General features: G+C 36.8%; 25 protein-coding genes. 13 read left to right on the forward strand and 12 right to left on the reverse strand.

What is annotated here, in order from left to right; all coding sequences use genetic code 11:
- Positions 1-3 precede the first annotated feature (3 nt).
- The 5 genes from ACHUE4_RS15040 to ACHUE4_RS15060 all read left to right on the forward strand — a co-directional run bounded on the left by ACHUE4_RS15040 (position 4) and on the right by ACHUE4_RS15060 (position 6,038).
- The gene (locus ACHUE4_RS15040) at positions 4-1,170 is read left to right on the forward strand and encodes a TraB/GumN family protein (protein ID WP_394191492.1); all 1,167 of its coding nucleotides are present in this window, start codon (positions 4-6) and stop codon (positions 1,168-1,170) included.
- Between the two features lie 188 nt (positions 1,171-1,358).
- Positions 1,359-1,973, forward strand: a complete 615-nt coding sequence (locus tag ACHUE4_RS15045; protein WP_394191494.1) for a TetR/AcrR family transcriptional regulator — start codon at positions 1,359-1,361, stop codon at positions 1,971-1,973.
- A 31-nt stretch (positions 1,974-2,004) separates the two neighbouring features.
- The gene (locus ACHUE4_RS15050) at positions 2,005-3,477 is read left to right on the forward strand and encodes an MDR family MFS transporter (protein WP_394191496.1); all 1,473 of its coding nucleotides are present in this window, start codon (positions 2,005-2,007) and stop codon (positions 3,475-3,477) included.
- 213 nt (positions 3,478-3,690) lie between these two features.
- Positions 3,691-5,223 carry a DEAD/DEAH box helicase gene (locus ACHUE4_RS15055; protein WP_394191498.1) on the forward strand — a complete coding sequence of 511 codons (1,533 nt, stop codon included), beginning with the start codon at positions 3,691-3,693 and terminating at the stop codon, positions 5,221-5,223.
- 32 nt (positions 5,224-5,255) lie between these two features.
- On the forward strand, positions 5,256-6,038 hold the full coding sequence (locus ACHUE4_RS15060) for a YqhG family protein (protein WP_394191500.1): 783 nt from the start codon (positions 5,256-5,258) through the stop codon (positions 6,036-6,038).
- An 81-nt stretch (positions 6,039-6,119) separates the two neighbouring features.
- Here ACHUE4_RS15060 and ACHUE4_RS15065 read toward each other — a convergent pair whose 3' ends face one another.
- Entirely contained in the window at positions 6,120-7,244 is a 1,125-nt protein-coding gene (locus ACHUE4_RS15065; protein WP_394191501.1) for a DUF4179 domain-containing protein, read from the reverse strand.
- 3 nt (positions 7,245-7,247) lie between these two features.
- A complete protein-coding gene (locus tag ACHUE4_RS15070) occupies positions 7,248-7,784 on the reverse strand; it encodes a sigma-70 family RNA polymerase sigma factor (RefSeq protein WP_394191503.1) in 537 nt (178 codons plus the stop codon).
- 554 nt (positions 7,785-8,338) lie between these two features.
- On the opposite strand from ACHUE4_RS15070, the gene ACHUE4_RS15075 reads away from it, so the two are divergent.
- Positions 8,339-9,574: an MFS transporter gene (locus ACHUE4_RS15075; protein ID WP_394191505.1), complete on the forward strand. Its 1,236-nt coding sequence runs from the start codon at positions 8,339-8,341 to the stop codon at positions 9,572-9,574.
- 170 nt (positions 9,575-9,744) lie between these two features.
- Here the strand turns inward: ACHUE4_RS15075 and ACHUE4_RS15080 are convergent, their stop codons facing one another.
- A complete protein-coding gene (locus ACHUE4_RS15080) occupies positions 9,745-9,930 on the reverse strand; it encodes a hypothetical protein (protein WP_394191507.1) in 186 nt (61 codons plus the stop codon).
- Positions 9,931-10,321: 391 nt separating this feature from the next.
- Here ACHUE4_RS15080 and ACHUE4_RS15085 point away from each other — a divergent pair, with 391 nt between their 5' ends.
- On the forward strand, positions 10,322-11,176 hold the full coding sequence (locus ACHUE4_RS15085; RefSeq protein ID WP_394191509.1) for a GAF domain-containing protein: 855 nt from the start codon (positions 10,322-10,324) through the stop codon (positions 11,174-11,176).
- 99 nt (positions 11,177-11,275) lie between these two features.
- Here ACHUE4_RS15085 and ACHUE4_RS15090 read toward each other — a convergent pair whose 3' ends face one another.
- The 6 genes from ACHUE4_RS15090 to ACHUE4_RS15115 form a co-directional block, all read right to left on the reverse strand.
- Positions 11,276-11,869, reverse strand: coding sequence for a DUF899 family protein (locus ACHUE4_RS15090; RefSeq protein WP_394191590.1), 594 nt, complete (start codon positions 11,867-11,869; stop codon positions 11,276-11,278).
- A gap of 4 nt (positions 11,870-11,873) precedes the next feature.
- The gene (locus ACHUE4_RS15095; RefSeq protein WP_394191511.1) at positions 11,874-12,326 is read right to left on the reverse strand and encodes an SRPBCC domain-containing protein; all 453 of its coding nucleotides are present in this window, start codon (positions 12,324-12,326) and stop codon (positions 11,874-11,876) included.
- Between the two features lie 111 nt (positions 12,327-12,437).
- Positions 12,438-12,713 (reverse strand): YqhV family protein, encoded by a 276-nt coding sequence (locus ACHUE4_RS15100; RefSeq protein ID WP_394191513.1) that lies wholly within the window; start codon positions 12,711-12,713, stop codon positions 12,438-12,440.
- A 113-nt stretch (positions 12,714-12,826) separates the two neighbouring features.
- Entirely contained in the window at positions 12,827-13,132 is a 306-nt protein-coding gene (locus tag ACHUE4_RS15105; RefSeq protein WP_394191515.1) for an ArsR/SmtB family transcription factor, read from the reverse strand.
- 23 nt (positions 13,133-13,155) lie between these two features.
- Positions 13,156-13,920: an SDR family NAD(P)-dependent oxidoreductase gene (locus ACHUE4_RS15110; protein WP_394191517.1), complete on the reverse strand. Its 765-nt coding sequence runs from the start codon at positions 13,918-13,920 to the stop codon at positions 13,156-13,158.
- A 153-nt stretch (positions 13,921-14,073) separates the two neighbouring features.
- A complete protein-coding gene (locus tag ACHUE4_RS15115; protein ID WP_394191519.1) occupies positions 14,074-14,625 on the reverse strand; it encodes a TVP38/TMEM64 family protein in 552 nt (183 codons plus the stop codon).
- Between the two features lie 237 nt (positions 14,626-14,862).
- Between ACHUE4_RS15115 and ACHUE4_RS15120 the strand changes: the two genes are divergently transcribed.
- The 5 genes from ACHUE4_RS15120 to ACHUE4_RS15140 all read left to right on the forward strand — a co-directional run bounded on the left by ACHUE4_RS15120 (position 14,863) and on the right by ACHUE4_RS15140 (position 19,021).
- Positions 14,863-15,978: a GNAT family N-acetyltransferase gene (locus ACHUE4_RS15120; protein ID WP_394191521.1), complete on the forward strand. Its 1,116-nt coding sequence runs from the start codon at positions 14,863-14,865 to the stop codon at positions 15,976-15,978.
- Between the two features lie 24 nt (positions 15,979-16,002).
- Positions 16,003-16,431, forward strand: coding sequence for a hypothetical protein (locus ACHUE4_RS15125; RefSeq protein WP_394191523.1), 429 nt, complete (start codon positions 16,003-16,005; stop codon positions 16,429-16,431).
- Positions 16,432-16,471: 40 nt separating this feature from the next.
- Entirely contained in the window at positions 16,472-17,221 is a 750-nt protein-coding gene (locus tag ACHUE4_RS15130; RefSeq protein ID WP_394191525.1) for a class I SAM-dependent methyltransferase, read from the forward strand.
- A 45-nt stretch (positions 17,222-17,266) separates the two neighbouring features.
- Positions 17,267-18,436, forward strand: a complete 1,170-nt coding sequence (locus tag ACHUE4_RS15135; RefSeq protein ID WP_394191527.1) for a M20 family metallopeptidase — start codon at positions 17,267-17,269, stop codon at positions 18,434-18,436.
- Positions 18,437-18,517: 81 nt separating this feature from the next.
- Entirely contained in the window at positions 18,518-19,021 is a 504-nt protein-coding gene (locus ACHUE4_RS15140; RefSeq protein WP_394191529.1) for a DUF6933 domain-containing protein, read from the forward strand.
- 137 nt (positions 19,022-19,158) lie between these two features.
- Here ACHUE4_RS15140 and ACHUE4_RS15145 read toward each other — a convergent pair whose 3' ends face one another.
- From ACHUE4_RS15145 to ACHUE4_RS15155, 3 genes are all read right to left on the reverse strand, one after another.
- Positions 19,159-19,815 carry a Type 1 glutamine amidotransferase-like domain-containing protein gene (locus ACHUE4_RS15145; protein WP_394191531.1) on the reverse strand — a complete coding sequence of 219 codons (657 nt, stop codon included), beginning with the start codon at positions 19,813-19,815 and terminating at the stop codon, positions 19,159-19,161.
- Between the two features lie 132 nt (positions 19,816-19,947).
- Complete coding sequence (locus tag ACHUE4_RS15150) at positions 19,948-20,463, reverse strand: tubby C-terminal domain-like protein (protein WP_394191533.1); 516 nt, start codon at positions 20,461-20,463, stop codon at positions 19,948-19,950.
- Positions 20,464-20,557: 94 nt separating this feature from the next.
- Positions 20,558-21,082 carry a hypothetical protein gene (locus ACHUE4_RS15155; protein ID WP_394191535.1) on the reverse strand — a complete coding sequence of 175 codons (525 nt, stop codon included), beginning with the start codon at positions 21,080-21,082 and terminating at the stop codon, positions 20,558-20,560.
- Positions 21,083-21,357: 275 nt separating this feature from the next.
- On the opposite strand from ACHUE4_RS15155, the gene ACHUE4_RS15160 reads away from it, so the two are divergent.
- Positions 21,358-25,179: an AAA domain-containing protein gene (locus ACHUE4_RS15160; protein WP_394191537.1), complete on the forward strand. Its 3,822-nt coding sequence runs from the start codon at positions 21,358-21,360 to the stop codon at positions 25,177-25,179.
- The last annotated feature ends 5 nt before the right edge of the window (positions 25,180-25,184 follow it).

Genomic DNA, 25,184 nt, shown 5'->3' on the forward strand with positions numbered 1-25,184 from the left:
ATTATGCCGGAAGAAAATATCACACGGATCCATATAGAAGGAAAAGAATTAATTTTAATCGGTACAGCTCATGTATCGAAAAAAAGTGCTGAAGAAGTAAAAGAGGTCATCGAACTTGAGAGACCAGATTCGGTATGTATTGAATTGGATGCACAGAGATACCAGTCGGTTATGGATAACAATAAGTGGAAAGAGACGGATATCTTTAAAGTCATTAAAGAGAAGAAAGCTTCATTGTTATTAATGAATTTAGCGATTTCTTCTTTCCAAAATCGTTTAGCAAAACAATTTGATATTAAGCCTGGTGCAGAAATGATTCAAGGAATTGAATCGGCAAAGGATGTTGGGGCAGAACTTGTTTTAGCTGACCGTAATATTCAAGTCACCTTTACACGAATTTGGCACAATCTTGGTCTGACAGGGAAAGCGCAACTTTTGAATGGTATATTCTTTAGCATTTTCAGTAAAGAAACGATATCTGAAGATGAACTGGAGAAAATGAAAACGCAAGATACGTTGAACGCAGTTCTTGCGGAGTTTACGGAACATTTTCCGAAACTGAAAAAGCCTTTAATTGATGAACGTGATCAGTACCTAGCTCAAAAAATTAAAGACGCACCAGGCAATAAAGTGGTGGCCGTACTTGGTGCAGCACATGTACCAGGGATTACAAAAGAAATCCATAAAGAACATGATTTAAAAGCTTTGTCTGAAACACCTCCTAAATCGATCGTTCCTAAAATTCTTGGATGGGCGATTCCATTGCTGATTATTGCGCTGATCGCCTATACGTTCATTGCCAATCCGGCAGCAGGTTTTGATCAAGCCATTGCATGGATTTTATGGACAGGAACACTTGCAGCCATTGGAGCTGCTGTTGCTCTTGGTCATCCATTAGCCATCTTGTCAGCGTTTGTGGCGGCACCGTTTACAGCGTTGCATCCATTAATCGCAGCGGGTTGGGTATCCGGAATTGTACAAGCGTATGTGCGTAGACCGAACATCGGTGATTTCGAAACACTTTCTGAAGATGTTTTTTCGATCAAAGGATTTTGGCATAATAAAGTCACGCGAGTCCTATTAGTAGTGGTCCTAACAAACTTAGGGGGCTCTCTAGGAACTTTCATTGGCGGAGCGGATGTCATTCGTGTGTTCTTTAATAACTTATAAGCTGAAGAGTAATCTTGTCTGTTATTCATTAAACAATCAAAGGATTGTCCTAATATGGGCAATCCTTTTTTTATTCCCGAAATATGACACCTTGTCATATTTTATTTGCAATGTGACAAGGTGTCATTTATAATGAAATCTTGCAGTATGACACGGTGTCACTTATGTGTAGATGGGAGTGTTATAGGTTGCCAAAGCAAACCTTTTTTAATTTACCAAAAGAAAAAAGAGAATCATTAATTTCTGCTGCGATGAAAGAATTTTCTCGCGCTCCTTTAGCAGAAGCTTCTATCGCTAATATCATCAAAGATGCTGCCATTCCAAGGGGTAGCTTTTATCAATACTTTGAAGACAAGGAAGACATTTTTTACTTCTTGCTTGAAGAATACTCAAGTACGCTCAATCAAAGATTTCGATCGATTTTAGTGAAAAAAGACGGTGATCTTATTCCTACCTTCATCGAATCTTACAGGATGATGCTCGAGAGCATCCAAAACAAAGAGTTTCGCTATTTTTTCAAAAATGCTTTTTTAAATATGAATTATCGAATAGAAAATACAATATCAAAAAGCATATCCGAAGAAAAAAGGAACAGCCGATTTGCAGAAGTAGCCAAGTTAGTGAACATGGATCTTTTGAACATTCAACATGAGGCGGAATTGTTTCATGTTGTGAAGATTATTAGAGCTGTGACTTTCCAAAATCTAATTCAAGTTTTCGCACTTGATTTATCGATGGAGGAATCCATTAAAAACTATACACTCGACCTTCATTTGATTAAAAACGGGGTTTATAAAAAGTGATCAACAATAGATGTAGTACGGAGGAATAAAAATGACAGAGCAGAAAAAACCACCTTATGGCATTATCGCCATTTTGTTTACAGGGGCATTTGTGGCGATTTTTAACCAAACGCTATTAAATATCGCATTGCCTTCGATTATGACAGATTTAAATATAAAAGATGCATCAATCGTTCAATGGCTAGTGACAGGTTATATGTTAGTGAATGGGATTTTAATTCCAGCGAGTGCGTACTTCATTCAACGTTTTTCAAATAGATCGATTTTCATATTAGCGATGTCATTATTTGTACTCGGAACGATTATCGCAGGTTTTGCACCGACTTTTGGTGTGTTACTTGGGGCTAGAATGGTTCAAGCGGCGGGTGCGGCTTTAATGATGCCGCTGTTGATGAACGTCATGCTAGTTGCGTTTCCAGTCGAAAAACGTGGTGCGGCAATGGGGATATTTGGATTGGTGATGATTGTCGCTCCAGCTATTGGACCAACACTTTCAGGTTATATTGTTGAACATTACTCATGGAGAGTGCTGTTCTTCGTTGTCTTACCGATTGCTTTGATTCCATTATTATTAGGGATCTTTAAATTAAAGAATTTAACCTTCCAAAACAGAGAAATTTCGCTCGATAAACCTTCACTCGTCCTATCAAGCTTAGGATTTGGTGGAATCTTATATGGATTTAGTGCGGCTGGACAAAATGGATGGAGTGACCCCTATGTTTTAGGGACGATCACGATTGGTGTCGTATCACTCGTGACATTCATTCTTCGTCAACTGAAATTAAAAGAGCCATTATTAGAATTTAGAATCTACAAATACCCGATGTTTGCTTTGTCATCTGCGATTTCAATTGTCTTATCCATTTCCATGTTCTCGGCTATGATTTTAATGCCGATTTATGTACAGACGATCAAAGGAATCTCACCATTCGATTCCGGGTTACTCATGTTACCAGGAGCGTTAGTGATGGGCTTTATGTCACCAGTCACTGGTAAATTATTTGATAAATACGGAGCAAAAGTTCTCGCAATAACAGGGATGGCAATTGTTACTCTCTCAACTTATTACTTTAGTGAGTTAAGTGTTGAAACAACGTATCTTCATATCATGTTCCTTTATACCATTCGTATGTTAGGCATATCCATGGTGATGATGCCAGTTATGACGAACGGTTTGAACACTTTACCAATGAAAGCATACCCACACGGGACAGCCATGAACAATACACTTCAGCAAGTGTCTGGAGCGATTGGTTCAGCGCTATTAATAACCGTAATGAATACACGAGCAACTTCTGCAGCCGGTGATTTAGCGAAGAACGGTACCAATCCAGCGGAAATAATGAATATTTCCCTAATGGAAGGAATCAACTATACCTTCTTCATCTCTACATTCATTGCCGCAGTCGCTTTAGCGTTAACAGTATTTATTAAAAAACCAATTAGACAAGTTACGGAAGAAGAGAAAGACCAAGTGTATAAACAAGTTCCTGTTGAAGAATAAAAAACGTGAAAACTTACTATACAACACAAAAGGACGATCAATTCGAAAGTGAATTGATCGTCCTTTATTTGTTAAATCCATGTATTATAACGAGATTTTTTCCAAGAACGTGTTCAACAACTACCCTTTCCTATATTTATTTCACGAAAAAAACATAGGAACTTCTTTTTGGGACAAATTATAAAAAAGAAAACGATGTTTGAGGTGAAGTTTATGATGATAGATAGGTCATCCGAATGGAAAGAAGGTTTAATCGAACGGTTAGAAAATCGTGAACCATGGGATAACTGGACACTTTATCAGATGAATTATGAAGTGGTGAAAACCAATTTAATTACTGATTTTAGCGGGTTGCAATCACCGAAGTATTTGCCGAACCTAACACCACTTGAACATCAGTTGGATGTGGCGGAAACGGTCATTGAGCGAATGAATGGAAAAGCGATTTTAGCAGATGAAGTAGGTCTTGGTAAAACCATTGAAGCGGGTTTGATATTAAAAGAATATCTCATTCGTGGCCTTGTGAAAAAAGCGCTCATATTAGCCCCGGCTTCACTGATCAATCAATGGGCAGAAGAATTGAATCAGAAATTTTATATTCCGGCGATTCCTTATCGAAAAAACACGTCATTAGACCATTACAATGTAGTTGTGATGAGTATGGATACGGCGAAGAAAAGCCCGCACAAAGAACATATTTATGCACAAGATTACGACATGATTATTATCGATGAAGCACATAAACTCAAAAACCATAAAACGAAAAACTACGAGTTTGTTCAAGGTTTGAAGAAGAAGTTTTGTTTATTATTAACAGCCACGCCAATTCAAAACAATGTATTTGAATTATTTCATCTTATTTCATTACTAAAACCTGGTCATCTAGGGAATTACGAGACATTCCAATCATCATTTTCTGCTAGCAAGCATAACTGGGAACATGATGAGTATTTGAAAGAACTAGTGAATCAAGTCATGGTACGAAATAGAAGGCAGGACACTGGGATCGATTGGACTACGCGTAAGGTGCAAACCATTCCAGTTCAGTTTACCCAAGCGGAACAAGAAGTGTACGACTTAATTTTAGAGCTTAAACATATCTCTCCTGTTTTTTCGGGTGCCTTCTCGATGATTACACTCCAAAAGGAAATGTGTAGCAGCAAAGAAGCGACCTATTTAACGTTAAATAAAATGCGACAAAAATGTACCGAACCGCAAGAGATTGCCCATGTAGAAGAAATTATTCAAAGACTGATGGTGTTAGAGATCAATGCCAAAGCAGAAAAAGCGTATGAAATAATCCAGCAGGCAAATGATAAAGTCATTCTCTTCACCGAATATCGAGCGAGCCAAGTATATTTACAGTGGTTTTTACATCAAAAAGGAATTACGAGTGTTCTATTCAATGGTCAGTTCAAGAAAAGCAAGCGAGATTGGATGAAGCACTTATTTAAGAATCATGCGCAAGTGCTCATTGCGACTGAATCAGGTGGGGAAGGAATTAATCTTCAATTTTGCCACCATGTCATCAACTATGATTTGCCTTGGAATCCCATGAAGCTAGAACAACGAATTGGACGTGTGCACAGGCTAGGCCAGGAACATGATGTGCATATTTACAATTTAGCCATTGAAAACACCATTGAAGACGATATCTTAAAATTGCTTCACACTAAAATTGATGTCTTTGAAAAAGCAGTCGGTAATTTAGACGATATCCTATCGTCATTCAAACAAACGATTTAAGGAGTTAAAGGGGAATCGAGAGGAGGATTTTCATGTACCCCCAACAAATTCATAGCTATTTACATGACTTTTTTAAAGAAAATGATTGTCCCATTTTAAATAAACATCCGCATTATATGACTGTGCAGTTAACCGTGGATATGGATAAACGAATTATGAATCGCCCGTTTTATTGGAGATATCAAGAAAGTACAGGGGCAGAACCAAATCCTACTCAACTAACGTTTATAACCGATCAAAATAAATTAACGGAAGACGTCAAAGGGGAAGTCATTCACTTTGGTTCCCCGAGACTCAATCAAATTTTCCAAGTAACAAATGAGCTAGGTGCATTTGTTCAGATGTTTGAGAGAGTAACGCACACTCATGTGACAAAAACTATTTTAACGCCGTGGTTAGGCGTGAATTATCTCGTCTCTTATTACAGTGATCAGACGAGAGAAATGCTCTTTTCACTCGGCATTAATTTAATGACAGGACGAATAGTGGATCAGTTTCAAGAATCACTCATTAATTTGAAGCTGGATACGATTATGTCTGATGGCGCTTTTACATTGGATTATTTTATTAAACCCGTGCGTGGCCTTGAACGTTTAGACGCTGCCATTGATAAATATATTCAAAACGATGATCATTCATGGGCAGAAGAAGCGAATAAGAGATGGCAAAAGGATCGAAAGGTTTTGGAGTATTTCTATGAAGGAGTAGAAGAAAAACCGGAATGTTACGAGATGGAGAAAAAAGCAATGAACGAACAATACAAAGCAAAAATTAAAGTGGAGATTGTGAATGGTGGATTGTTTTATTTGAAATAGGTGTGAATATAAAGCTCAAACAGAAAAAAGGTCCACCTAGCAAAAAGCTAGGTGAACCTTAAAGGGAATAGTGTCTTTAACCTAATTCTTATTTATTGGTACTTGAATGGATTCAATAGCGTAAGGTTCCATAACTGGCACTAGAGGACTCTCGCCTTTTGAATTAGGATTAGCCACTCTATACACATGCACGATTGGTGTTATGGTAAGAGTTGTCGCTGCATCATCAACTACATTCGTTGTAATTCTTGGATAGCTCCTATGATTCACATCAAAATCTGTACTATGACCAGTATCTCGGTAATGAACATACTTGTATTCTTTACCTAAATTATCGGATATTAAGTAATCGATTGAAACAGTTCGCAATTCTTCCTCTTCTTGTGAAACTAACCGCTCATCCACTAGTTCCGACAGATATATGGTTGAGGAAACGGGAGTTTGCGTTAATTTTGTTACGCCTACTTCAATCCCTTTATCCTCAGAGAAGACCTCACTCGGTACATATTTTTTTGTTTTAGTATCTAACATGTCTAATGAAAATTGGAAAGACCAACTTCCTAACGTTTCTTGATAAGCATTATTCAAATTTAGGACAGAATCTCCCTTCCATGTAAGGTGAAGGGCGTCTGGTTTAGACCCTTTGATTAATTGATAGATATAGATAACAGCGTATTCATGGTCATTGATTTTTTCTACTATATAATTTTCAAAATATCCAGTATCCTTATAACGATCTCCGAATTCTTCTACCATTAGTTTTCCTTTTAAAACAGGTCTCTCTCCTAAATCTTTTTCACTCGTAATCGTATAAGCAATTGTAATATTTTCTCCATCATATACGGCATTAGTTGCCGTAATACTAACGCCATTACTTTCTCGTGTTACCCCTATATCGGTCGAATAATTATCATATTCCTCAAATACATAATTTTCATCATTACCGAATAATGCAAATATGTTATTAATAATTGGTACCTTTGTTGCTAAGGCTGGAAATGTAGCACTAAATGTAAAACTTGAAATGATAATTAACGAAGCTGCAGCTATTAAAAAAGAATGTTTCTTTTGCTTCATCGACTTCTTTGATGCTATTTTTTTAAACACTTTTTTTTGAATGCGATTTCGTTCCATTGCTGAGAGTGGCATTTCTTCAAACTCACTTACGTTTAGTTTTACATCATTTAAATCTTTAAAAATGGACATCCTTCACACCTCACCCTTCACTAAAATAGTTTTCAACTTTTTCCTACCTCGGGAAAGCTTATTGTGAACCCAAGACTGCTTTACTTTGTATTCCTTGGCAATTTCGTTGGATGGAACACCCTCCAAGTAATACTTTTCAAATATCGCTCGTTCCGTAGCGTTCAATGTATTTAATATGGTAGATAAATCAACTCCACTTGGCTCGACTGTTGTCTGAGTATAAACATGTTCATCAAACCCAAAATTACTTCCAAATTGCTTTGTTTTTTCAGTTTTGCGCATATAGTCAATCGCTCGATATTTTGCGATTGCAGCAATCCATTGCTTGAACTCATTTTTTGTGGAATCAAATGAATCAATATGAAACCAAATCGACGTTAAGACATCTGCGAAACATTCTTCAATATCTTGTTGATTGCCATTCAAATATCGTCGAATAATACTATTTAGCAGTCCTTCATAATTATTTATAAGATAAGGAATAGTCTTTTCATTTTTAATGATTATTTGTTGTACAACGTTTTCATTTGTTATCTTCACTTCAACCTCTCCCTGATCATTTTTGGGTACCTTGCCTATTAATACGTATATAAAGTAGAAAACCTATCAAAAAGGTAAAATATTTTGTTTAAAACGTTAAAACATCCATACATTCCCATCTTAGCTTACGAGAACTATTTAGCCATCATCAAAAATAATTATTCGCTAATCTAAAAGATTTAAGCCTTTCTATTATTGAACTAAAGAGATTAGTTTTAATAAGTAGGTGTTTGTTGAAAGAGTGTCGAATTAGTAGTGAAAAGTGGAGTTTCAAATCGCATTTGAATAATTAGGAGGAGATTATAATAGCGACATACGTGTCATTGCTGTTAACTGTTCCAATTTACAAAATGTTTATTTGGAAATCTATAACCCAATGAAAGCAATGATTTTAAAACAATGAATGTCCTTTAAAATAGTTCTTTAACTTCTAGGTGCTTGAATCAAATTCAAAAGCTAAATAGACACTTCTTACTTCTAGAAAGAACGGTAACGGTGCAGCTAAGTTAAAGAACGTATAGGGTGAAATTTTTGTGCTTAGGGGGCATGAATGGATGAAACTTTTCAAGCATAAAGATTTTTCTCGTTTTTGGATTGTCTCAACAATCTCTGACTTTGGCGCATATATCACTACGCTTGCACTACAAATTTTAGTAATAGTTAACCTAAGTGGAAGTACAATTGATGTTGGATGGATTTCTGCATCTAGGTGGTTACCATACATGCTTTTAGGGCTGGTCGCCGGCGTTATTGTTGATCGGACAAACCGAAAATACATATTAGTAGTCTCTGATCTTACTAGAGGAATTTTACTTATCTTAATTTGTCTATTAGCAATGTTCGATATGATTAGTATCGGATGGCTAATTGTCATCATGATTTTATTTGGAATTATGTCACTATTTCATGATGTTGCATCACAGTCTCTTGTGCCACTAATAGTACCTCGCGCCATGTTAACGGAGGCAAATGCACGATTAGGGCAAAGTTCAGCCGTCGCAGAAACTAGTGCGCCAGCACTTGCAGGAGGAATAGTCGCAGGGATTGGTGCGCCGTTCGCTCTCCTACTGAATGCAGGGACCTATATTTTCTCAGGCATTATGTTGTCGTTAATAAAATATCAAAACACAGTTATTGTTTCGAAGGATAAATTGGGCGTGCAAATAAAAGAAGGTTTTCAATGGGTTTATCGACACGAATACCTTCGTCCGTTGGCAATAAATACACATGTTTGGTTTCTCTTCCATAGCATGTTAATTACCGTTTTCGTAACGTTCGCAATAATTGAACTTGGATTCAAGCCGTCTAATTTAGGATTTGTCTTATCTGCAGCAGGTATTGGCGCAGTGATTGGTACCTCTCTATCAATACAAGCGGGTAGGCGTTTTGGTATCGGACGTGTTATAACCTTTTCACGAATCTTGTATGGTCCAGCAGTAATCTTTATGGTCCTAGCACCACCAGCTATAGACGGAAATATGCAGACTACTTCACTAGTTATGGTCATTATCGGTCAATTTCTTTACGGTTTTGGAATGGGGGTAGAAAGTCCACTCGAAATGGGTTTCCGACAGTCCATAACTCCAGCAAGGATGCAAGGTCGAATGAATGCTACTATGAGATCATTCAATCGTAGTATGATTGTAATTGGTGCACCACTAGGCGGTTTTATCGCCGATGAATTGGGATTCCGAACCGCCTTATGGATTTCTATAGTAGGACTAGCCATATGCGGAATATGGTGTTTATTCTCCAAAATATATCATGCTCAAATTGAGGATGATGACTAATTATTTCAGAAGTCATTATTAAACCAGTGCAGCAGCCGAAAAATTAATCAATAAAATTACTTATTCGTAAAATAATAGAGGAAAACTTAATATAAAAATGAAAAATCGGCATCCAATTGTAATGCTAATTGGATGCCGATTTTGGTGTTAATTTAAGAATCTTTGTGCGATTAAGCGCAACATTCAGCCTGACGAGATTTAGTACGAACGTTAAACACTTTTTTCATCAATTCTAACAAACTCATTTGATCTTTGTTCATACCTGCTTGACGTGCATATGACACTTTCTCCATTTGCTGATTTAATTCCATTTTTCTTGCTTCCATCACATGTTGCATTTCGTAAAAACTAAACATAAAAATCATTCCTCTCATTTTTTAAAATTTGTAATTTGCAAGTAAAAATACTTATTCCGTGGCATTAAGTAATGAGTCATTAGAGTTAAAAAAACTTGGTGGAGTCGATAAGAAAAGATTAATTTAGAGTCATAAAGAAAATTGGAATAGAAGGTAGTTCCGATGTTTTTTCACCTCTTGATATAGTTATATGCTAAATAATTGCAAAATGCAACTAATAAATAAAATTTATTTTTAAAAGGATTTTTCTTGATAGGTAACGGAAAACAGAATCATTGAAAGAAATAGTAAGAATTTGTGTTTTGTTATAAAAATACCTATAAAACTGATATAATAAAAATCAGACTTTACTGAATTATTAAGGAAAAGCGTTATTTTAGGGGGGGACTTAATGCCATCAAATTATAAGAATACGATTCCGGAGCACTCTTCATTGAAGTCCATTTCTTCAAAAATGTTTTCAGTGATTAGTAAGCACCTTAATGTAAACTCTGTTTATGTAACGAGACGAGGGGAAACAGCAATGACTGTGCTCAGTTCGTTTAATAAAGAAGAAATGATTATTCCAGAAGGATATTCTGTGGAGTACGGTGGCACTTACTGTCGTCTGATCATCATGAATGAACATGACTCAATGCATACAGGTAACTTAATGAAGGACGAAATAACCAAACAATTAGAAGTAACAAGTCAGTTAAACGTCAAAGGGTTTTTAGGCGTAACCATAAAAGATTCAAAGGGAGACGTATTTGGAACGTTGTGTGTGATGGATAAAGAGGAAAAAGACTTTTCACAAGATGATATTAACTATTTGAAATCTATGGCTGAAATCTTTTCACACATGATTGAGCTGGATCAGACGAAGTATAATATGGGCTTTTTAAGTGTACCGATCATTCCTATAACGAAAGGGGTTTCGATACTTTCAATTCAAGGCATTGTAGATGAAAATCGTTCGAGTGAAATCATTAGCGATGTGTTACATAATGCTGCCGAAAATGATATTGATTCATTCATTATCGATTTATCGAAGCTTCTGGTTCAGGAAGATGATTTTCCAAATGTTCTCTTCAATATGATTGAAGCACTTAGTTTAATGGGAGTAGAAACCATTATTACTGGCGTTACTCCTGCGTTTGCGAGAAAACATGTAAAAAATATGGATGGCCAAGATCAACAAATTAAATTCGTGGCAAACATTCAGTTCGCGCTTGAATATCTTGGCTACTCACTCGTCGAAAAATAATTCAGCTTGGATATGACCGCGGTATATAAGCATTCCAACCTTCACTTTCACAAAAACCCCACTTGTCTATGATTTGAGACGAGTGGGGTTTTGATTTAGTTATTTAACATGTCTAACGGCATTCGGATTGAAACCTTCTGAGCCAGATGGCAACAACTCAAATAAGTGCCAAGGAGAACTATAGTTATCTCCAGGTCCAAAGAAATCGTTAGCAACCAAGTAGATTTCATCAGAAGGGGTTTTTCTAAATACAGAGACCCCAGGGTAAACTTGTCCATCTATAACAAAGCCTAGATCTTGTTTAAAGGAATTATTTTGCGTGGAGATCATCGGGAACTTCCAGTCTCTTTCTTCCGCTAGTGTTGCTTGAACTTCAGGCGAATCTGGAGAGGCAAGAACGAAAGGTGCTTTGTGAGCGAGATAGTGATAGACGCCGTTAAATCCGTCTGCCCACATGGTGCAATAGGAACACGATTTGCCCATGTTTTGAATGACAATGAGTTCATCTTTTTCACCAAATAAATCAAGAAGTGAAATGGATGTTCCTTCTTTCCCTTCAAACTCGTAATTTTGGACGAGCTTTTGTGGCTCAGATTTTCGTAACTCTTTTATGCGTTGCTTTTTTTCAGTAATCTCTTTTTCGAGTTGCTCAATCTCTTTTGTCACATTCATGAACTGTGACTCCTCTCGTATGTTTCTAAATTGATACTTCCATCGTTTTTCCGCTCTCTAGGTAAGTCTTTAAATTATTTAAAATAAATGGCCAGCCATTATTAACTCCTCTAAAAGTATCGTTTTCTTCTACGTAATCGGCGGCTAACAAATTCTTGTGAGTCAATGTCAGCTTAACTACATGGTTATCGATTTCTTGTAATGAAAACGAGACAATCGTTGGTACTTCGCGCACAGTATCGTCACCAACACTTTCCCATGTATAGGTCATTTCTTTATTGTGTTCATAGCTTAAAATTTCTCCTGAATCCGTTAAATCACCTCGGAAATATTCAACACGAGAGCCCACTTTCCAATCTGACTTGATGGCTGTTCCAAAAAAATAAAGTTCCGTGTGTTGAGTGCTTGTTAATGCTTCCCACACTTTTTCTGCAGTTGATGATATGTATGTTACATATTGAAAAGTAGATGAGTTCATATTAATCCTCCATTTATCGTTGTATATGTATAGTTCGCTTTCGAATGAATGAATCCTTTAAATTCGCAAATAAAAAAGAAAAGGCATCAAAGAAACATTCTTCAGCCTTTTCTATTTAGACTTCAAACTCATGATGATCAGAACAATCCCGCTAAAAAGAAGGATGCCTTTTTTTAAAGAAATCTTTTCTGAGAGCCCTGATAATCCTATTCCTGTTGTCACGATTAAAATGACAGGTCCCACTAACGCGAGCATCGTATTGATATAAAAGGCTTTCTCTAAGTCGTTATATTTTAACATCAACATGGCAGCGGTTATTTCAATACTTCCAGAAATGAGTCTTAATGCAATCATAAAAAAAAGTGCCTTCTCTATTAAGCCAAACACCTAGTCACCCTCTACAATGAATTCAGTATTAATTATATGTAGAGGATAGGCGTTATAGGTCATAGAAAGACATTCATTTTACATTGATTATTCAAGCTCATTTAAGTGACAGACTATAAAATACATTCTTCTTCAACCAATTGGATCAATTCTTTTAACTGTTCGACACTCGTTTCAAGGGATAGAGAATAATATCGTTGCGTTCCTTTTTGTTCAATCTGCACTAATCGATTGTCTCTTAAAATTTTCAAATGATGAGAAATAGCAGGTCTAGACAATATTGATTGGTCCGCAATTTCATTCACACTTAAAGTTTCATGTTCAGCCAAAAGCAAGATGATGTCTTGTCTCGCAGGGTCTGAAAATGTTTGAAATAATGGGATACATGCTCTAAAAACGTCTATTGCTTGTTTAGTCATTTAAGACACCTCTCAATTACTACTTATTTATCTCCTGCAACATATTTGGCGATTTTCGCAGCCGTACTTCTTGGTAAGAATTTGGCTGCAGTAGCGCCAATTTTGTTTGAATTGCCGGTAATTACTACGCGCTTTCCATTTCTCATTCCATTATAACCTAGTGCAGCGACAGTAGTGGCATCCATTGCATTGCTAAACATTTTTGTCTTTTCAACATTTGCAACAGAACCAAAATTGGTTTTGGTCGCACCAGGACATAGCGTAGTTACTGTTACACCAGTACCTGCTAACTCTTCAACAAGTGCTTCTGAGAATGACAGTACATATGCTTTCGTTGCATAATACACAGCCATCATTGGACCTGGCTGAAAAGCGGCTGTACTTGCTACATTCATTATTTGTCCAAACTTTTTTTTTTTCATTTGAGGGAGAAATGCGTGAGTTAACTCAGTTAGTGCAGAAATGTTAAGTTGAATCATTTCCAGTTGTTTCTCCACATTTAGTTCATCAAATTTTCCTAACAAACCAAAGCCAGCATTATTGATTAACACATCTACTTGTAGTCCTTTTTCTTGTATTTCTTCTACCATTTTTCTTACTGAGCCTGGTTTACTTAAGTCCATTGGGATTGTTGTAACATTTAATAAAGGGAACTCCGATTTAATACTCAATAACTTTTCTTCATTTCTTGCAACTACGATAAGGTTATATTGCTCTTTTGCTAATAATTGAACAAACTCATAACCTAATCCACTAGTCGCGCCTGTAATTAATGCTGTTTTCTTCATATACTTACCTCCATTATTTTTGAGTACTTAAATACTTAAATGTTTAAACGTTTAAACATATAGTAATTAAAAATAGAATGGTTGTCAATGAACAACCATTCTTACAGCATACTTCTCAGAATATGCATGATCCCGGTATTCAGTTACGAGTATTTATTCCGCGGCGATATTTAATTTATTCCGTTTGCCGACATACCAAAAAATCGTCGCTAAAATCATAAACAATAGGATTGAAATGTACCAAGGTAATTCGGTAATGACCTCACCAAACGCGGTATAAAAGATTGCTGGCATAATCACACCAACCATGGAGAAAATCATATATTGCTTAAAGGTTTTTGACATTTCGATTAAATACAACGAAAGCAAATGGAAATGAACAAATGGCATAATTCGTAAAATCATGACTTGGCCAATTGTAATGGAGTTATCTTTAAACATTTTATCTTTCAATCGCGTCACCCTAGCACGAAACCTTGGGAATTTCATCACAAGCAAATAAGACACCCAGCTCATCAACGTAAGACCGATAAACGACAAAATGGCGCCTTTAAAGAACCCGAATAATACGCCACCTGCGATACAAACAACAATGACAGGTAAGAATAAAAGCGGACGTAATACATGCAATAAAACAAATAGTATGGGTGCTAACCACCCCGCATTTTCTATGAAAGTTTGAAGGGTGTTATCAAATTGATCCATATATACCCTCCTGAAATAATGTGACTTCTATAAATGGAAGAATAACCTAGCAGGAGCGTTATTACAATTAAGTGTTACCTTAAAATTTCTATTAAAAAGCATGGGTATTTTAGAATTTATGCCGGCATATCGAAATTATGCAGATTGATTGGAAAGAGGGGTTAATTGTCCAGTTGTAATCCCAGAAGCGAGAGTTAGGGTTATTAGAGCGTTTATAAGAGGAGTTTTATTAAATATGTGGAATTTAATAAAGAGAAGCATCACAACAACTTAGAAGAAGGGTCGGATGAGAAGATGCAGGAAATAAAGTGGAAAGAAATAGATTTAAACATAATTAATCAAGAGGAAGTTGTGAATCTCTATACAACTGTGTGGAATAAAGAACCAAAGGAATTTCAAGAACAGTTTAACCGTCATATAACGTACCCTCGATTTCAGGCAATAGGAGCTTATGCAGAGGGTAAATTAATTGGCTATGTTTACGGTTACGCTTCTCAACCGGGTCAGTACTACCACGATAAATTGGCAGAAGCATTAAAAGAAACGCCTGAATGGATGAATGAAACAATGGAATTGGTCGAATTAATGGTCAATCCAAATTTTTCTGGTCATGGCATTGGCAAACAACTTGTAACGAAATGGTTAAGCTCCTTTCATGGACATGTGATACTAACAACGAAAGCAGATAATAGGAAAGCGCAAGATCTTTACGAAAAGCTTGGGTTTGAGCAACTGAAAAATGATTTCCAACCAAACGATTCAAGCAACTGGATAATATACGGAAAAGTGATTCCATGGATACTTCCTAACATTGAAACGGATCGACTTCTTTTAAGACCTTGGCAAAAAGAAGACGCTGAAGATTTATATGCGTATGCGAAAGATGATCGTGTTGGACCTATGGCAGGTTGGGCACCACACCAAAATATTGAAGAAAGTCTTGAAGTCATTGGATTCTTCCAATCTGCAGGAGATACATATGCGATTGAATGGAAAGAGACGGGTACCGTAATTGGCGGTATTGGCTTGCACGATCGCCGACCTGATGCAGATCGACAACATGTGCCTCAGCGAGAAATCGGTTATGTGCTTAGTCCAGAATACTGGGGCAAAGGCATCATGCCTGAAGCCGTTGAAGCGGTTATTCATCATGGATTTGTAGATATGAATCTCGACATTATTTGGTGCGGACATTTTGACTTTAACAACAACTCTCGTCGCGTCGTCGAAAAAACAGGTTTCCGCTATCTTTGGACGAAGCCATTTGTACTGACGAGACTAGGTAATCGCGAAGTGCAAAACTTACTTTATGTACAGACTCGTGAAGACTACTTTCAAAATCGAAAAGTCTAAAATGCCTCGCTTGGAGGAAATAGTGTGACTAAATATGAATACTTAACAGCGATTACAATAGGCACTTTATATTCATTCAGTATTTCATCGGTGATATCTAGTATTGGGAATTTAATGTTTTCAGAGTTCATTTCTTTCCCGTTTTTTCTTCTGATGACGGTGATTCCTTCAATTGGTGCATTTGGAATTCTTCTTTATTTGAAAATCCGTAAAGGGAATTTAGGATATTTATTTTCCAGTCTAATTCTCGGTTTTTGTATATCATTCTTCTCGATGTTCATCGCATTATTTTTGGACAACATGTTTAAAGAAGAAATATACTGGTCTTTATTAGATGTTGAATCATTCATATGGTTTATAGCATTTGCTATGATTGGTACAATTCTTTTTATTCCAATCAGCTTTGTATTTATTAAAATTTCGCTTAAGTATTTTTCCATTTCGAATGTTTAAAAGAATGATTAGAAGATTGAAGCGAAGGAGGGTGATCTACATGAGGGAAACCTATTTTTATGAAGCTTTTGAAGGGCTTACAAGATTAGCCCCTGGAAGTGAACGATCTACTAAAACGGCTATTTCGATGGTAGATATTCCGCGAGATAAAAAAATCAATATCCTTGATATAGGTTGTGGAGCGGGAACGCAAACTCTAGTATTAGCCGAAATGTTTCCCAATGCACATATTAAAGCAATCGATACCAGTGAACATTTTCTAGATGTGTTAAGAACGCGTCTAGTTGAAAAAGGTCTTTCTGAAAGAGTGGATGTATTAAACCTATCCATGTTTGATATGGATTTTCCTCTTGAATCATTCGATATCATTTGGGCAGAGGGTTCCATCTATATCGCAGGATTTCAAAGAGGGTTGAATGATTGGAATCCATTTTTGAAACAAGATGGCTACCTCGTATGTAGTGAAATTTCTTGGTTACATAATAATCCTGCGAACGAAAGTAAGGGATTTTGGGAACAAGGTTACTCGGAAATGAATACGATTCCAGCAAAAATAAAACAAATAAACGATGTCGAGTACTCATATCAATCATCATTTACCCTGCCTAAAGAAGACTGGACAGAGGAATACTATAAACCTTTAGAAAAGAATCTTCTTCAAATGAAAGATAAATATGAAGGTAATGATATTGCGTTAGGAATTGTGGACATGCTCCAACAGGAAATCGATCTATATAACCAATACAATCGTGATTATAGCTATGTGTTTTATGTCATGAAGAAGAGATGATTTTTTAGGTGTATACCTATTAATTGCTAGAGAGGACGTGTAGAAATGAAAGACCAAATGAAAAGAGAGTTACGGGGTATCGAGCAGGATTTATGGGCAATGAGTGATCACTTATATCATCACCCTGAGCTTGGTGACCAGGAATTTAAATCCATGGAGCTACTCGTCAATTATTTAGAACGCCATGATTTTCATGTGGAAAAAGGCATCGTAGGTCGTCCCACTTCATTCCGAGCAGTATTTGATAGCGGGTTGAAGGGTCCTGCTATTGCATTTCTAGCAGAATACGATGCACTACCAGGTGTTGGTCATGGATGCGGACATAATATGATTGGAACAATGGGCATTGGTGCAGGAGTTCTATTATCGAAAGTTGTCTCGGATATCGGTGGGAAGGTTGTCGTCCTTGGCACACCTGCTGAAGAAACGAACGGTGCGAAAGTAACCATGGCTGAGCAAGGTGTATTTCAAGACATTGATGCGGCAATGATTCTTCATCCATCTGATGAATCTTATGAAAGTGGAGATTCACTTGCAATGGACGCCATTCAGTTTGATTTTAAAGGACGTCCAAGTCATGCAGCAGCGTCTCCTGAAAAAGGCAGCAACGCACTTGATGCAGTAGTACAGTTGTTTAATGGTGTAAATGCTCTGCGTCAACATGTGCGTTCGGATGTAAGAATACACGGCATTATCACAGAAGGTGGCGTTGCGGCCAATGTCGTACCAGAATATGCTTCAGCCCAGTTCTATGTAAGAGCTTCAGATCGTACGTATTTAAATGAAGTGGTAGAGAAGGTAAGAAAGATTGCAGAGGGGGCTGAGCTTATGACCGGTGCTCAACTGTCCATGCATAACTACGAATTGAGTTACGATAACATGATTACCAATCAAGTGATGTCGAATGTATTTAGCAAGAATTTAAAGTCAACCGGAGTGGAAACCATTCATCCTTCGAAAGACTCCTATGGTTCACTAGACATGGGAAATGTCAGTCAAGTTTGCCCATCCATTCATCCGTATATTGGACTTGATTCACCAGGTCTCGTATTCCATACAACGGAAATGGCCGATCTAACCATCACTGACAATTCTCATCACATTTTATCTCGAGGCGCATTGGCAATGGCACTTACAGGCTATGATTTGCTGGCAAACCCAGAATTGCTTGAGCAAGTAAAAGCGGAATTTGAAGTGAGAAACAATAAATTTTAAAAAGTCATACGGATATTCTTAACATGTATTTGTCGCTATGAATAAAGAAAGAGTGAATTTTTATAACGAGGAAGTGCACGAATGCTGACCATTCAATGTACAAAAAAATTGATGGATTATATAAACAAAGATATTGACCAACTACCTAATATTCAGGACAAATTATTCTCATGGCACGCGCATTTGTTTATCATTCAGAGAAAAAAATACATAATCATCATGAACAATCAATCTCGCTATAACTTTGTATTGGGTCCACTATTAAAAAAAGACATAAAACATTTAGATGAACTCATTATTGAGGGGATTAAAGATAATCTGAAAGCTGACGGAATTGAACAGTCACTTATCGATGAATACTTGAAACAGTTCGATGGAATTCGTTACACAAAAACAAGTGAGAGATCAATTATCGGTCAAATAAATGACTGTATATATTATGCTGAAGTTATACAGGAAGCCAATGGTGAATTAGATGTTACTAAAGTCAATCGAAGGTTAAATGAATTTGTTATGTTGAAATTACCCTTAACATACTCAGGCAGAACGATGAACAATGACTTGGGAAAACGATTTTCCATTTAACGCTGTTACTATAAGCAAAAGGCTTGGAGCTGTAAATTTCCAAGCCTTTTTAGCGGTACTTAATTTCTACATACCTTCATTTTGCTTTTGAAATCAATCCATTCAATTCAATTAAACCAAAGCCATATTCACTACAACTAGAGCGTCGCATCCAATTTATGAATCTTTGAGTGTGAAATTAAATAAACATTGCCCAAAAAGTCGATTTTGTCTCCCTTTACACGCACAGCACAATCTTTGTTCGATGCATAAATATTTATTTCTTCCGATAGGAGAGATAGTTCACTTTGTACCAGTGCCATATTATTTTCAAGGTCAAAATGAGAGAGGACGGAAAAATTGTCAAGACCTATTCCGTCGAAAATAGAACTCATTTCTACTTGATATCCAAAATTTTTCGAACATAACCATTTCTTGGACATGTTGATGGCACCAGCGCTTGCCCCCATCACAACGGCGTTGCTTTTTTTAATCGAATCTGATAACTCATAGTCCATCAAAAAATCATTTTGTTTAACAGTATTCCCACCTAGCAAGAAAATGACTGAAGCGTTTTGAATGATCGTTTGAGCATTTTCCTTCTGTACGCGATCATTAATTAAATGATATTCATCAAACATAATGCCAGCTTGGTCAAGCCACGAGCGTTCAGTAGAACCATCATCTTCATAAATAGACGGATTCGAGCTAATCATAACAAGCGATTTTCTATGAGTTATATCCTCCTGTAACACCTTGACCAGATTCTCTGGAAATGAATTGTTAAACCAACCTAAATAATAATGAGTTTTCATAAGAACCCCTTTAGCAATGTGTAATTATATACAATAACTTTCAACTAACCAGCGTCTATTTTTCAATGAGTAATAAGTTCAACTTCTTAATGAAACACCTATTAGTTCAAGTAATAACCTGTACAATACAAATCATTTTTCAAATACAAATGTTTGATACATTACAGCAATTAGAGATGCGATATCGTCATTTATTGCTTCAATACGGATACGTTTCGTTTTATTTATATTTGTATTATCTATATTTTTGATGGTAGCAATTTTAATATCATTTTTCTTTAAAGATCCTGAGTAAGTGTAATCTTTTTCGAATTTGTATACTTCTCCGTTGATAATAAATAATTGCATCTTTTCAATTAGTTGTACTCGTTTTTGCTTAATTGGAACTTTATCCATAGTTTCTCGATTCTGAAGAGAATAACCGATTCCTGTAAATAAACAATCAATTTTATATATTGGATTATAATCGTTCGAAAAAACATTATAGCAATAGGGCATTCCTAATTCTAGAAGAGAGTGAAACAATTGTGTTAGAAATTGATGGCGATTTTTCATGAGGATACAAATGACATTGTTGTCCTTGTTATAAATCGGAATACTTGTGTAGTAAGAATATGATTCAGGGATACTATATGAATAACTCTGCACTAATATTTATCCTCCATTCTCTCTCTCATTGTGCCTCTTCAATATTAATGTTCTTTAAATTTCTTGTTCAACTAATTTGCCGAGTTAGTGATAATTACCATTCTACTATCACATTATTTTTAGCATCTAATATTTCGTAATGAAGTGTTTCGTACTTCTCATAAATTTCTTGAGGTATTTTTTCATATACAATATTTTTATCTGTTATTTCAACACTAGAAGTAAGAATAACATTTCCATTTTTATCTTTTAATGAATATTTGACAGTTTTAGCTTGTGGGTAATTAAAAACACCTCTCCATAGAGCACCAATGGAGCTATTACCAACCAGGGTTGCTTTTACAATTTCATATTTGTTTGATAAATCTATATTTTGAGCGTGTTCTCCAGTTCCAGCGTCATATTCATATCTCGAATTTACCTTAGTAAAAATGTTTAAACATAACATTGGTTGTCCTGAAAAATCTTTTTCTAAAAATAGTACAACTTTATCGTTATCATCCTGGTATAAAATTTCTACGTCTTCTCTTCCAGAATTCTTAAATGCATCATCAAGCGTTGTTGCAGAACATCCTACTAATAATATTACAATTAAAATTAAGGGGTAAAAAAAGTTCATAACATCCTCCTCGAAAGTTGTAGTTTATTTCATCAGCACATATCACTTAATGCTTCTATAGGTCAATAAATTTACTTTAATTTTAACATAAATATCCAAATGCTATTTACTGCATTTAAACTTTTATTAACATACGTATTCGCCAACTGCTCGAAGGTGGCTATTCTTTATTTCCTAAAACGGTCAAAAAGGTTTATGAATGGGTGGTCGATTTGAGGACCGCAATCCTTTACAATAGAGAGATATGGTTTGGACGGGTTAGGAGTGTTTTGGTTGTGAGTGTGGTGAAAAGTATGGATGTGACACGGTGCAATCTAGCTGTGAGCAGCCGGTTTAAAAAGAGTAAGCCAAAAATGGTAGAAGAATTGACCAGATTGTTAAATGCATCTGCCATTGTGGAAGTGCATATGGAACGTCTTGCAGATGGACAGGCAAATCAGCGACGCGTCTCATTATATATAGATTCAGAAACAATTGAAGGCACTCCGGTTATGGAATGTGAATGGATTGGAAACGGGCTTGAAGTTTCTCATTTTTACATCACGAAGAAGCGTCTGCAATTAGGAAATAACCGACATTTGCACATGAAGATGGCGTTTGATCGTAAAGGGCTAGTATCTACTGAAATGACACTAACTCTATATCGAATCATTCAATCATTACCCATTGCTTCCGACCGATCGGAGTATGTAAAGAAACGGATTTCAAGTTGGGAATCTTATTTACATGTAATAGAGCGAAATGCAGATGTGGATCGACTTGAGATAGGCATTCGAGGAGCTCGATTAAGTCCTGATTTCCGTAAAGTAACGTTTGAACTACAAAAGCTACCAAACGGATTTGATAAATATTATAAAAAGTCAGCTGTTAAATTAGTTGAGACGAACCAAAGCCTAGGGAATGTAGTACAAGTTCAAATGGGTAAGCGAAGTATCGATGTGGAACTGGGCAGGGATCTTCAAGAAAAGGCACGAACGGGAAAATGGAGAGTGCCTGCAAACGGAAAACTCGCATTTGATAATGTAGCGGAAATGGCACAAATCAATCGACTAAAGGACGGCTTTAAACGTCTTGAAAATGGTTGGGCGGTTAACCCAAATCTTGAAAAGCTACTATTTGAAAAACGACCAACTGTGCGAAAAGGCAAAGTACCCGAGGACTTATCGTTCAAACAAAATCTAAATGAGTTTCAACGACAGGCAGTCGAAGGTGCGATTGCTGCAAATGATATGTATGTGATTCAGGGCCCTCCTGGAACCGGGAAAACCACAGTTATATCGGAAATTTGTTATCAGCATGCGAAGATGGGATTGAAAACGCTTGTTGCGTCTCAATCGAATTTAGCGGTAGATAATGCACTTGGTAAATTGATGAAGGACCAAGACATTCGAATTTTACGTATTGGTCGAAGTGAAAGCATCGAAGAAGAAGGACAGCGCTTTGTGGAAGAACAAGTGGCTCTTTACTGGAAAGAGCAGACACTTTCGTCCATTGCAACGCATGTAAATCAGTTTGAAAAAGAAGGACATGCCTTACTTGCTGCTATTAAAGATACCGAAGAAACCGTCACGTATTTAAAGATTGAAATAGATGAGCTTGAAACAAAGAAAGTTGAAAAGGCACAGGCTAAAGAAAGATTAATCAAACTAAAGCTCGATTTGGAAACAAGTCAGACGTACGTTCAAGAGTTGAATCGCAAAAAGAGCCAATTCGAACGTCAATTAAATATGAGCGAAGACATTTTAGAAGATGCGAAAAGCAGATATGAACGGTTAAACAATGAAGTTGCCTTGTATGCTGGAACGGGTGAATTCGCAAAACTGCATTCACGACTTTTAGATGAAGTCAGTGAACTTCGGAAACAGTTAGCCTATTTACAAATTGAGATGTCACTTCAGAAAAAACAAAGCGAGCGTCAGAAGGCTGAAGTCCAACTTAATAGTTTTCAGAGTCAACTAGCATCTTTAGAACTTATATCTAAACAAATTCCTAGTGTGAAAAAAATCCCTGAACTGCAAGCTTTAATTGGACAGGATGCATGGACTCGCACAAAGGAAATCGACTCGCTGATTCAACAGATGGGTCGATTGCGTTTAAATTATCAAGCTTCTATGCAATCAGGGAACCATTCTGAAGTAGATGCTACTTTGAATAAAGCCATTACGTATGCCGAACAGCAGCTGCATGCGCACCAATACAATATGAAAATGCTAGCAAAAAAAATATCTATGCTGCCTCACGTAACGGGAGTAAAGCTAGAAGATGCTTATGTGAAAAAAGTAATCGATGCGTTCCGGGATTATACGAAACAAATGAATGCCTTCCGCGAGCCCTTGCAACAAGCGGATCGCCAAAAATTGTCGGCGATTTATGAACATATGATGGTTTTAAAAGCTTCTCGTAACGGGAATTTAAATAGCAAGGTTTCACGAGGTCAAGGGAATGAGCAGATTAAGAATGAAATTTTAACAACTTTTGAAAAGTTAAAAGAAGTCGTTGGACAAGCACTTGTGACTCGTCAACAAGAAGTAGAAGCTGAGATTTCTTTAATGCAGCCACAACTTGCGACACTCGACGAAGAGATTGTCTCTGTTGAACAGTCTTTATTGGAAATGAATAAAAATAATGATGATGTAGCACCACTGCATGAAGTAGAAAAAGTTCTTGGAGAAAAGCAGTTAGAACTTGAACAACTAGGAACAGAAGAGAGTTACGTAGAAGGTTTAGAAAAAGCTTCTGTAGCGCAACAAGCCGTTGTGCTAAAACGTCAGCATGAAATGACTCAGTTCAAAACGACGATTGATGAATTACAACAAAAAATGTCTGATGAACAACAAAAGCAAAAGTCTTTTGCTCAAGAAGTGGCTGATTTAGAAGAAATCGTGTTAATCGACATTGATGCGTTACTAAGCAAAGTGAAATCGGACTATGAACAGAAGTCTGTCCATTTAAGTGAACTAAAACGAAAAGAGACGTTCTTGAGCGTATCGAACGACATTCGTTTGGAATGGCAAGAAATGCTTGGTGAATCGACGGCTTACGATTTAGATGAAATCAAGAAATTGTATATTCAATACGCCAACGTCATTGGCGTTACTTGTTCCATTTCGGCAAGTAAAGATTTCGTGAATCAATATCCCGATTTTGACGTGGTCATTATAGATGAAGTATCCAAAGCGACGCCACCAGAACTGTTACTGCCGATGCTAAAAGGGAAGAAAATCATATTGGTTGGTGACCATCATCAATTACCGCCACTCGTTGGACAAGACACGATGGATGAAGTGCTTGAAGAAATGACAGATCCAACAGAAAAAGCCGATTTGAAAGCGATTTTGAAAGAATCTATTTTTGAACGTTTGTTTAAAGACTTACCTGACGATAGCAAAGCGACGTTACGTATTCAGTACCGAATGCACGAGCACATAATGGAAACCATCAACCCGTTTTACTTAGAGAAAAATTACGGGCTGGAGTGTGGGTTGACCGATTCGAATAAAGACCGGGACCACTTGCTTGACGGCAAGCAGTTCAAACGTGGTCAACATATCCTTTGGTATGATATGCCGAACGCGAAAGGTTATTTAGAGGAGCGGGAACAACATAATCGAAGTTTTTATAATGCCGCTGAACTCGCACAAATCCGAGCGTTATTGCTTGATTTGAATGAAGCTACTGCCTCTGCCAAACAAAAAGGTGATCTAGGTCAACTTGTGAAGAAAAAAGTCGGCGTGATTAGTTTCTATGGGGAACAAGTGAAGAAAGTGGACCGAATGCTGAGCCAAGAGCTCGACCTTCCGCATCTTCATACACGAACTGGTACGGTTGATAAATTCCAAGGGATGGAGATGGACGTCATCATCCTCAGCTTTGTACGAAACCATCTGCAGCCAGATGCCAATATTGGCTTCTTAAAGGATTATCGACGACTTAATGTAGCTTTATCACGAGCACGCGAACTCCTCATGATTGTAGGAAGTGTGGATATGTTCACGCAAAAAGCATTGAAAGAACCTCAACGAAAAATGTTTGAACACGTATTACACGTGGTGAATAAACACGAGGGCTTAAAAGTATTAGAAGCGAGCAAAAGGTAGGAAGT

The sequence above is a fragment of the Paenisporosarcina quisquiliarum genome, from assembly GCF_043641925.1.
Taxonomy (GTDB): domain Bacteria; phylum Bacillota; class Bacilli; order Bacillales_A; family Planococcaceae; genus Paenisporosarcina; species Paenisporosarcina quisquiliarum_A.

Coding starts and splice junctions, on each gene's coding strand:
- ACHUE4_RS15155 (WP_394191535.1), bottom strand. CDS start 21,082: ATGAACTTTTTTTACCCCTTAATTTTAATTGTAATATTATTAGTAGGA.
- ACHUE4_RS15105 (WP_394191515.1), bottom strand. CDS start 13,132: ATGACTAAACAAGCAATAGACGTTTTTAGAGCATGTATCCCATTATTT.
- ACHUE4_RS15095 (WP_394191511.1), bottom strand. CDS start 12,326: ATGAACTCATCTACTTTTCAATATGTAACATACATATCATCAACTGCA.
- ACHUE4_RS15115 (WP_394191519.1), bottom strand. CDS start 14,625: ATGGATCAATTTGATAACACCCTTCAAACTTTCATAGAAAATGCGGGG.
- ACHUE4_RS15065 (WP_394191501.1), bottom strand. CDS start 7,244: ATGTCCATTTTTAAAGATTTAAATGATGTAAAACTAAACGTAAGTGAG.
- ACHUE4_RS15055 (WP_394191498.1), top strand. CDS start 3,691: ATGATGATAGATAGGTCATCCGAATGGAAAGAAGGTTTAATCGAACGG.
- ACHUE4_RS15080 (WP_394191507.1), bottom strand. CDS start 9,930: ATGTTTAGTTTTTACGAAATGCAACATGTGATGGAAGCAAGAAAAATG.
- ACHUE4_RS15110 (WP_394191517.1), bottom strand. CDS start 13,920: ATGAAGAAAACAGCATTAATTACAGGCGCGACTAGTGGATTAGGTTAT.
- ACHUE4_RS15060 (WP_394191500.1), top strand. CDS start 5,256: ATGTACCCCCAACAAATTCATAGCTATTTACATGACTTTTTTAAAGAA.
- ACHUE4_RS15075 (WP_394191505.1), top strand. CDS start 8,339: ATGAAACTTTTCAAGCATAAAGATTTTTCTCGTTTTTGGATTGTCTCA.
- ACHUE4_RS15135 (WP_394191527.1), top strand. CDS start 17,267: ATGAAAGACCAAATGAAAAGAGAGTTACGGGGTATCGAGCAGGATTTA.
- ACHUE4_RS15040 (WP_394191492.1), top strand. CDS start 4: ATGCCGGAAGAAAATATCACACGGATCCATATAGAAGGAAAAGAATTA.
- ACHUE4_RS15085 (WP_394191509.1), top strand. CDS start 10,322: ATGCCATCAAATTATAAGAATACGATTCCGGAGCACTCTTCATTGAAG.
- ACHUE4_RS15145 (WP_394191531.1), bottom strand. CDS start 19,815: ATGAAAACTCATTATTATTTAGGTTGGTTTAACAATTCATTTCCAGAG.
- ACHUE4_RS15140 (WP_394191529.1), top strand. CDS start 18,518: ATGCTGACCATTCAATGTACAAAAAAATTGATGGATTATATAAACAAA.
- ACHUE4_RS15130 (WP_394191525.1), top strand. CDS start 16,472: ATGAGGGAAACCTATTTTTATGAAGCTTTTGAAGGGCTTACAAGATTA.
- ACHUE4_RS15050 (WP_394191496.1), top strand. CDS start 2,005: ATGACAGAGCAGAAAAAACCACCTTATGGCATTATCGCCATTTTGTTT.